Below are 8,595 nucleotides of genomic sequence, written 5' to 3'. Positions count from 1 at the left end.
GGAGCGGGCGGCTCGGTCGGCGGCCACGGCGGCGAGAGCGACGGCGGCCCCGGCGACCACGGCGGTGAGAGCGAGCACCGCCCAGAGGGCGAGGCCGGTGTGCGCGCCACTGGAGCGAACGGTGAACACGACGGCCGCGGTGGCGGCGAGGGCGACCGCGACGGGCGGGAGTACGGCGAGCCGCATGAGCTGGGGCCGAATGAGCGTCTCGGGCAGTGCGGGAGCGGGTCGGGCGACCGGTCTCCCGTGCCGGCCGCCCTCTCGGCGGTCGGCACGGGCGGCCGGTGCGCGGAGGTGAGACATCTGCGTCCTCGTACTGGTCCGTCGGGCCTGGCGTCGGAAAGAAAAGGGAAAAGAAAAGGGCCCTGAGTTGTCCGACGGGAATTCACCGTAGTTGCCTGTGCGGTACGTGCGGCGGCCAGTTGACAAAGTCTCCCCGCCTGCGTCCCGCTCTGGTATGAGGCGTCGTACGCCCGATCGATAAAGCCGGTGAATTTCCGCAGCAGAGGGAAAAGAAAACGGTCCGTCCCGATCAGAAGAAAACATGCCGCGCGATCCGTACCTGCTCAACACCCCGTACGCTTGCGCCCGACCTGAGCGACGGAAAGCGCCGGCGCCGCTCTCGTCGAGGACTGAGACCTCAGACCAGCGTCAGGACCACCGCGAGCGTCGAGTCGTACTTCTGCTGCCGCCCCGCGAGCGATTCGAGGACCTGCTGGGCGCTCTCCCACTCCTCGGGCTGGGCCTTGGCGTAGTCGCGCCAGCCGATGACGACGAGGAGGCGGCCCGGCACCTCGGGGCCCCAGCCGATGTCGCCGCAGGCGTCCTGGAACGCCTGCCAGTTGCGGCCGGCGAACTCGGGCAGGCCGAGGGCCTTGGTGGCGCGGTCCATGAATCCGGCCTGGTCCGTGACGCCGGCGAGGTCGAGCGGGATGACCTTCCAGCCGGCGTGGTGGACGACCTCGGCGAGGGTGGCTGCGGGCATGTCGGCACCGCCTTCGGGGTCCGGGGGCTGCCTCGGTCCACTCATGATGCCCCGGCGGGAGCGGGCCCGCAGGTCCGCCCGGCCCGGCCCGGACGGCCGCCACGATAGGCTGTCCCCTTTGTGCCCCGGAGCCGTACCGGGCGCGCCCGAGCCCGACAGGTACCCCTCGTCTTGACCATCTCCGCGCTTCCGAGCCGTTTCCGCCGTCCGCCCTGGTTGTCCGATCCGAGGGTGCTGCGAACCGAGGTGCTGGGCGGACTGGTGGTCGCCCTGGCGCTGATCCCGGAGGCGATCTCGTTCTCGGTGATCGCCGGGGTGGACCCGGCCATCGGGCTGTTCGCGTCGTTCACCATGGCGGTGACCATCGCGTTCGTGGGCGGGCGTCCGGCGATGATCTCCGCCGCGACCGGCGCGGTGGCTCTGGTGATCGCCCCGATGAACCGGGAGCACGGCTTCGGGTATCTGATCGCCACGGTGATCCTGGCGGGCGTCCTCCAGATCGTGCTGGGCGCGCTGGGGGTGGCGCGGCTGCTGCGGTTCGTGCCGCGCAGTGTGATGGTCGGCTTCGTGAACGCGCTGGCGGTACTGATCTTCCTGACGCAGCTCAAGGAGCTGACCGGGGTACCGTGGCCGGTGTATCCGCTGTTCGCGGCCGGGGTGACGCTGCTGGCGCTCTTTCCCAAGGTCACGCGGGCCGTGCCGGCGCCGCTGGTGTCGATCGTGGCGCTCACCGCGGTGACCGTGGCGGCGGGCATCGCGGTGCCGACCGTGGGCGACCGGGGCGCGCTGCCCTCGGCGCTGCCCGTGCCGGGGCTTCCGGACGTGCCGTTCACCCTGGACACGCTGACCACGATCGCGCCGTACGCGCTGGCCATGGCGCTGGTCGGGCTGATGGAGTCGCTGATGACGGCACGGCTGGTGGACGACATCACCGACACCCGCTCCTCCAAGACACGGGAGTCGGTGGGGCAGGGCGTCGCCAACATCGTCACCGGTTTCTTCGGCGGCATGGGCGGCTGCGCGATGATCGGGCAGACCATGATCAACGTGCGGGTGTCGGGTGCGCGTACCCGGCTGTCGACGTTCCTGGCCGGGGTGTTTCTGATGGTGCTGTGCATCGTCTTCGGACCTGTGGTGTCGAAGATCCCGATGGCCGCGCTGGTCGCCGTGATGGTGATGGTGTCGGTGGCGACCTTCGACTGGCACTCCGTCGCCCCGCGCACGCTGCGGCGGATGCCGGCCGGGGAGATCGCGGTCATGGTGCTCACGGTGGTGGTCGTGGTGGCCACCCAGAACCTGGCGATCGGTGTGGTGGTCGGCTCGCTGGTCGCCCTGACGGTGTTCGCCCGCCGGGTCGCCCGGTCCGCCGAGGTCACCTCGGTCCTGGACCCGGACGGCTCGACGGTGGTGTACCGGGTGACCGGCAATCTGTTCTTCGCCTCGGCCGACGACCTGGCGCACCGTTTCGCCTACGCCACCGACCCCGGCCGGGTGGTGATCGACCTGTCCGCCGCCCAGGTGTGGGACGCCTCGTCCGTCGCCGCGCTGGACGCCGTGGAGGCGCGGTACGCCGAGCGCGGCGCGACGGTCGAGATCACCGGCCTGGACGAGCGCAGCGCCCGCCTGCACAGCACGCTGACCGGCGCGCTGGCGGGCAAGGGCTGAGCGGACGCCGGCCCCCGTGCGGGCGCGGCCCCTTGGGGGCGCCGACCCGTCACCCGGTCGCGGCCAGCAGGGTGCGGCCGCCGAGGGCGACGGAGAACTGGTCGGTGATCTGAGCCAGCGCCTCGGCGGTGCCGGGGGCGACGGCCAGGGTGCCGTCCTCGCGCACCACTATGTCCTTGTCGAGGGTGAACCAGCCCTGGACTATGTGGGCCGCGCCCATGGAGCTGAGCACCGGCCTCAGGGCGTAGTCGATGGCCAGGACATGGGCCGTGGTACCGCCGGTGGCGAGCGGCAGCACGGTCTTGCCGGTGAGCGCGTACTGCGGGAGCAGGTCGAGGAAGGACTTGAGCAGCCCGGAGTACGCGGCCTTGTACACGGGGGTGCCGATCACGACGCCGTCGGCCCGGTCGACCAGTTCGGCGGCGGCCGCGATGGCCGGGTGCCTGACATCGGCGCCGAGCAGTGCGTCGGCGGGCAGCCCGCGCACGTCCAGCGGGACCACCTGGTGCCCCTGGCGGCTCAGCCGCTCGTCCAGGTGGCGCAGCAGACGGCCGGTGCGGGAGGTGGCGGAGGGGCTGCCGGAGATGGACAGGACGGTTGCCATGGGGGGGACCTTTCAAGCGGAGTTCGGTGGGCGGGGAGCCAGGGGGTGTCCCGGCGGGTCCCCCTTACGCCTGCTGCCACAGGGTGGTGGGCGCTTCCGTCCGCACCACGGGCGCGATCTCCTCGGCGAACCAGCGGAGCTGGTCGATCTGCCGGGGCAGGGAGAGGCCGGAGCCGTCGACGGTGACGGACTGCAGGTCGTGCCGGTAGGCCGCGTGGAAGCCGAGGATCTTGTCGATGACCTGCTGCGGGCTGCCGATCAGGTGGGGCCCGTCCGCGATGGCCTCCTCCACCGTGCGGAACGGCGTGTTGTAGCCCGGCTTCCCGGCCAGGTGCGGCTTGTACGACTGGCGGACGCGGGCCTCGTAGAAGTCCTTGAACTCGGCGACGGCCTGCTGGCTGGTGCGGGCGATGAACAGGCCGCCGGAGCCCGCGCCGACGTAGGCGCCGGCCGGGTCGTGGCCGTGGGCGGCGAAGCGTTCCCGGTAGTGGCCGATGAGCCGGGTGTACGCCTCGCGGGGCTGGATGGCGTTGGCGCTGAACAGCGGATCGCCGTGCCGGGCGGCCAGCTCCGGGGAGTTGAGGCTGGTGGCGGAACCGTGCCAGACGCGGGGCGGGCGGCCCTCGTAGGGGCGCGGCAGGGTGGTGACGCCGGTCAGGGGCGGGCGGAACTTGCCCTGCCAGGTGACGTCCTCCTCGCGCCAGAGCCTGCGCAGCAGCTCGTACTTCTCGGCCTGGTAGTCCCACTGGAGGCCCTCGTCCAGGCCGAAGAGGTCGAAGTGGCCGGCCTCGGCGCCCTTGCCGATGACGAGTTCGAGGCGGCCGCGGGAGAGCTGGTGCAGGGTGGCGTAGTCCTCGGCGACCCGGACGGGGTCGAGGATGGCGAGCACCGTGACGCCGGTGAGCAGCCGGATGCGGGAGGTGCGGGCGGCGAGCGCGCCGAGCAGCACGGTGGGACTGGAGGAGAGGAAGGGCCCGGCGTGCCGCTCCCCGATCGCGTACGCGTCGAAGCCCAGCTCCTCGGCGGCGACACCGGTCTCCACGATCTCGGTCAACCGGTCGGCGGCGGGCACCTGTTCGCCGGTCAGGGGGTGCGGTGCGTGGCCGCCGATGGTGAGGACCTGGAACCTCATACGGACTCCCCCTGGCGCGGCGCGGGGCGGCCGAGGCCGAGGTGGTCGCGCAGGGTGCGCCCCTCGTACTCGGTGCGCAGGACGCCGCGCTCCTGGAGCAGCGGCACGACCCGGTCGACGAACTCGTCCAGCCCGCCGGGGGTGAGGTGGGGTACGAGGATGAAGCCGTCGGCCGCGTCGGTCTGCACGTGTTCGTCCATGGCGGCGGCGACCGAGCCGGGGGTGCCGATGAAGGACTGGCGGGCGGTGAGTTCGATGGCCAGCTCGCGGATGGAGAGGTGCTTCTCCTCGGCGAGGGCCCGCCAGCGGGCCGCGATGCCGAAGCGGTCGGCCATGTGCGCCCAGCCCTGCGCGAGTTCGCCGTCCGGTACCGGTTCCACGTCCGGGAGCGGTCCGTCGGGGTCGTAGCCGGTGAGGTCGCGGCCCCAGACGTTCTCCAGCGTGGCGATGGCGGTCTGCGGGCTGACCTGCTGGCGCCGGATGTGCGCGGCGCGTTCCTGCGCGTCGGCCTCGCTGTCGCCGAGGACGACGGTCGCGGCGGGCAGGATCTTGAGCTGGTCGGGGGTGCGCCCGTAGCGGGCAAGGCGGCCCTTGACGTCGGCGTGGAAGGCCCGGCCCGCCTCCAGGGTGCCGTGCCGGCTGAAGACGATGTCGGCGGTGCGCGCGGCGAACTCCCGGCCCTCGTCGGAGTCCCCGGCCTGGATGAGGACGGGGTGCACCTGGGGCGAGTGGGGCAGCGTGGCGCGGGCGGTGATGTCGAACTGGGGCCCGCTGTGCCGGACGGTGCGCGGGGTGCCGCCGCTGGGCCAGGAGTCCCACAGGGCGCGGGCCACCTCCACGAACTCGGCGGCGCGGGTGTAGCGGTCGGCGCGGTCGAGGTAGCCGCCGCGCCGGAAGTTCTCCCCGGTGAACGCGTCGGAGGAGGTCACGATGTTCCACGCGGCCCGGCCCCCGGAGAGGTGGTCCAGCGAGGCGAATCTGCGCGCGAGTTCGTAGGGCTCGTTGAAGGTGGCGTTGACGGTGGCGGCCAGTCCGAGGTGCTCGGTGACGGCGGCGAGCGCGTTCAGCACGGTCAGCGACTCGGGGCGGCCCACCACGTCCAAGTCGTGGATGCGGCCCTTGCGTTCGCGCAGCCGCAGTCCTTCGGCGAGGAAGAAGAAGTCGAACCGGCCGCGCTCGGCGGTGCGGGCCAGGTGCTGGAAGGAGGAGAAGTCGATCTGGCTGCGGGATTCGGGGTCGCGCCACACGGTGGTGCTGTTGACGCCGGGGAAGTGTGCGGCGAGGTGAACCTGCTTGCGTCCTGCGGGAGTCGAGGCGCTCACAGCGCGGCCTCCGTCCGTACGGCGTAGCGGCTGTCGGGGCGGGCCAGGCCGAGGTGGTCGCGCAGGGTGCGCCCGGTGTGGGTGGCCCGGAAGAGGCCGCGGGCGCGCAGGGCGGGTACGACGTCGTGGATCACGGCGGGCAGTTCCTCCGTGGGGCTGGTGGTGACGAGGTGGAAGCCGTCCGTACCGGCCTCGGCGTGCCAGTCGGCGAGCAACTCCGGCAGCGCGTCCAGGGTTTCGGTGACGCCGACGCGTATCAGCACGCGCAGGTCGTCCCGGCCGGCCCGGCTCAGCAGTTCGGTACGGGCCTCGCGGGCGGTGGCCGGGCTGTCGGCGTCCAGCAGGACGATCTCGGCGTAGTGGGCAGCCAGCTCCCATCGGGCGTCGCGGCCTCGGGCGTCGAGTGCGACCGCGACGGGTGGCCGCCCCTGCGGTGGCCGGGGCACGATGGACGGTCCCCGGACCGAGAAGTGCGGCCCGTCGAAGTCGGCGTAGTGCAGCTTGTCGCGGTCGATGAAGCGGCCGGTGCCGGCGTCCCGGATCTCGGCGTCGTCCTCCCAGCTGTCCCAGAGCCGGGCGGCGACCTCTGCGGCGTCGGCCGCCTCCGCCCACAGCTCGGCGTCGGGCGCGGGGTCACGCCGGCCGACGGCGCGGGCCGCTTCCTCGGTGGTGGAGACGTCGACCAGCCAGCCGGCCCGGCCCTCGCTGACGAAGTCCAGGGTGGCGAGGGCGCTGGAGGTGTGGAAGGGCTCGGTGTGGGTGGTGGTGACCGTGGGGATGAGGCCGATGCGGCTGGTGCGGGCGGCCGCGTGGGCCAGTACGGCGACGGCGTCGAGGCGGCCGTCCCCGTCGGCGGGGTCCAGGGAGTCGTCGAGGGTGACGAAGTCGAGGGCGCCGAGTTCGGCGAGCTGGACCAGGCCGGTCCAGTGGGCGGCGGGGCGGGGCCCGGCGCTGCCGAGGGCGACGGAGAGATGGAGTTCGCGGGTCATGCTGTCCTCCTCGCCTACTTCCCGGCCTTGGGCAGGCCGGGCGGGTTGATCTCGGACTTCGTCACGGCCTCGTCGGACAGCCCCCAGCGCTTCAGCACCTTCGCGTAAGTGCCGTTCTCGATCACGTGGTTGAGGGCGTCGGCGAGCGGCTTGGCGAGGCCGCTGTCCTTCTTGGTGGTGGCCGCGATGAGGCCCTGGAGGGTGGCGCCGGCGCCGGAGTAGGTGCCGACGACCTCGGTCTGTCCGGTGGTCGCCGCGTGGTAGGCGGCGGTCGGGTTGGGGCCGACGTAGACGTCGATGCGGCCGGAGCGGAGCGCGAGGTAGGTGTCGCTCTCGTCCTGGTAGTACTTGATGTGGATCGGCTCGCGGCCCGCCTTCTCGTCCTCCTTGCTCCACTCGACCAGGAGTTTCTCCTGATTGGTGCCGCTGGAGACGGCGACGTTCCGTCCGGCGAGGTCGGCGGGGCCGGTGACCTTCAGGCCGCTGCCCTTCTTCGCCGCGAACCCGAGGTTGTCCTCCCGGTAGGTGGCGAAGTCGTACTTCTCCTTGCGCTCCTCGGTGACCGTGATGTTGCTGAAGCCCACGTCGTACTTGGCGCTGTCCAGGCCGACGAAGATGTTCTCCCAGGAGACGGTGTTGAGGTGCGGCTTGAGTCCGAGCACCCCGGCGACGAGGTACGCGAGGTCGGGTTCGACGCCGATCACGGTCTTGTTGTCGGTGGCGTGGAAGCCCAGTGGCGCGGCCGAGTTGGAGGAGTCGACGATCTCCAGGGTGCCTCTCTTCCGGATCTTCTGCGGAACCTCGGCGGCGATCGAGGCGACCCGGGCCGTGGTGATCCGGTGCTGGTCCGGGCCGAGGTTGATCTTCGTGGTGGTGCCCTTGCCGGCCGCGACCTCGGCCGTGCCGCCGTCGGTGGGATTGGCGCAGGCGGCCAGGACGAGGGCGGAGGCGAGGCCGAGTGCGGGGGCGGCGATACGGCGGGCGGTGGTGGACACGCGTAAGTCTCCTTGTGCTTGTGCGGAGTTGGGAAGGTCAGAGGACCTTGGCGAGGAAGGCGCGGGTGCGTTCGCGCTGCGGGTCGTCCAGGACGGCTGCGGGCGGCCCCTGTTCGACCACGGTGCCGTCGTCCATGAAGACCACGGTGTCGGCGACCTCGCGGGCGAACCCGATCTCGTGGGTGACGACGATCATGGTGGTGCCGGTGCGGGCCAGGTCCTTGATGACGTCCAGGACCTCGCCGACCAGCTCGGGGTCGAGCGCGGAGGTGGGTTCGTCGAAGAGGAGCACCTTGGGCTCCAGGGCGAGCGCGCGGGCGATGGCGACGCGCTGCTGCTGACCGCCGGAGAGCTGGCGCGGGTAGGCGTCGGCCTTGTCGGCGAGGCCGACCCGGTCCAGCAGGCGGCGCGCGGTGGCCTCGGCCTCCTTCCTGGGGCGGCGCAGCGCGGAGACGGGGGCTTCGAGGAGGTTGTCCAGCACGGTGAGGTGCGGGAACAGGTTGAAGTTCTGGAACACGAACCCGATGTGGGTGCGCTGTTCGAGAACGTCCCGTTCCTTCAGTTCGTGCAGCTTGTTCCCGGCGCGGCGGTAGCCGATGAGTTCGCCGTCGATGCTGATCCAGCCGCTGTCGACCTTCTCCAGATGGTTGATGGTCCGCAGCAGGGTGGACTTGCCGGAGCCGGAGGGACCGAGGATCACGGTGACCTCGCCCGCCCGTACGGTCAGGTCGACGCCGCGCAGGACTTCCAGCGGGCCGAAGCTCTTGTGGACGCTGCGCACGTCCACCATGACGTCGTTCATCGGCTCTCTCCCCCGAGGTGAAGTGCGGTGACGGGTGCCTCGCGCCGGGCGGCGGCCGCGCGCACGCCGCGCAGGAAGCGGCGGGCCCGCTGGAGCGGGGT

Annotated in this window: 8 protein-coding genes and 1 pseudogene; 1 reads left to right on the top strand and 8 read right to left on the bottom strand. The window is 71.9% G+C overall.

Going from position 1 to position 8,595, the window contains the following annotated elements:
* Nucleotides 1-303, bottom strand: a pseudogene (locus GT030_RS35420) (ATP-binding protein); the annotation flags it as partial.
* Between the two features lie 337 nt (nucleotides 304-640).
* Nucleotides 641-985 carry a barstar family protein gene (locus tag GT030_RS03635; protein ID WP_161199801.1) on the bottom strand — a complete coding sequence of 115 codons (345 nt, stop codon included), beginning with the start codon at nucleotides 983-985 and terminating at the stop codon, nucleotides 641-643.
* 231 nt (nucleotides 986-1,216) lie between these two features.
* On the opposite strand from GT030_RS03635, the gene GT030_RS03630 reads away from it, so the two are divergent.
* A complete protein-coding gene (locus GT030_RS03630) occupies nucleotides 1,217-2,650 on the top strand; it encodes a SulP family inorganic anion transporter (RefSeq protein ID WP_346009553.1) in 1,434 nt (477 codons plus the stop codon).
* A gap of 49 nt (nucleotides 2,651-2,699) precedes the next feature.
* On the opposite strand, the gene ssuE is transcribed toward GT030_RS03630, so the two are convergent.
* The 6 genes from ssuE to GT030_RS03600 form a co-directional block, all read right to left on the bottom strand.
* Nucleotides 2,700-3,254, bottom strand: coding sequence for an NADPH-dependent FMN reductase (gene ssuE / locus GT030_RS03625; protein WP_086693649.1), 555 nt, complete (start codon nucleotides 3,252-3,254; stop codon nucleotides 2,700-2,702).
* Nucleotides 3,255-3,318: 64 nt separating this feature from the next.
* Complete coding sequence (locus GT030_RS03620) at nucleotides 3,319-4,386, bottom strand: LLM class flavin-dependent oxidoreductase (RefSeq protein WP_161199799.1); 1,068 nt, start codon at nucleotides 4,384-4,386, stop codon at nucleotides 3,319-3,321.
* On the bottom strand, nucleotides 4,383-5,708 hold the full coding sequence (locus tag GT030_RS03615) for an NtaA/DmoA family FMN-dependent monooxygenase (protein WP_161199798.1): 1,326 nt from the start codon (nucleotides 5,706-5,708) through the stop codon (nucleotides 4,383-4,385). Before GT030_RS03615 ends, GT030_RS03620 begins: the two co-directional genes overlap by 4 nt.
* Nucleotides 5,705-6,697 (bottom strand): LLM class flavin-dependent oxidoreductase, encoded by a 993-nt coding sequence (locus GT030_RS03610; RefSeq protein WP_161199797.1) that lies wholly within the window; start codon nucleotides 6,695-6,697, stop codon nucleotides 5,705-5,707. The genes GT030_RS03615 and GT030_RS03610 overlap by 4 nt, the downstream gene beginning before the upstream one ends.
* 14 nt (nucleotides 6,698-6,711) lie before the next feature.
* The gene (locus GT030_RS03605) at nucleotides 6,712-7,692 is read right to left on the bottom strand and encodes an ABC transporter substrate-binding protein (RefSeq protein ID WP_161199796.1); all 981 of its coding nucleotides are present in this window, start codon (nucleotides 7,690-7,692) and stop codon (nucleotides 6,712-6,714) included.
* Nucleotides 7,693-7,729: 37 nt separating this feature from the next.
* Entirely contained in the window at nucleotides 7,730-8,494 is a 765-nt protein-coding gene (locus GT030_RS03600) for an amino acid ABC transporter ATP-binding protein (RefSeq protein WP_161199795.1), read from the bottom strand.
* Nucleotides 8,495-8,595: the final 101 nt, after the last annotated feature.

It is taken from the genome of Streptomyces sp. SID1328, assembly GCF_009865595.1.
Taxonomy (GTDB): domain Bacteria; phylum Actinomycetota; class Actinomycetes; order Streptomycetales; family Streptomycetaceae; genus Streptomyces; species Streptomyces griseoluteus.
Note: the sequence above shows the minus strand (reverse complement) of the source record. Positions and strands in the feature narration are given on the sequence as shown.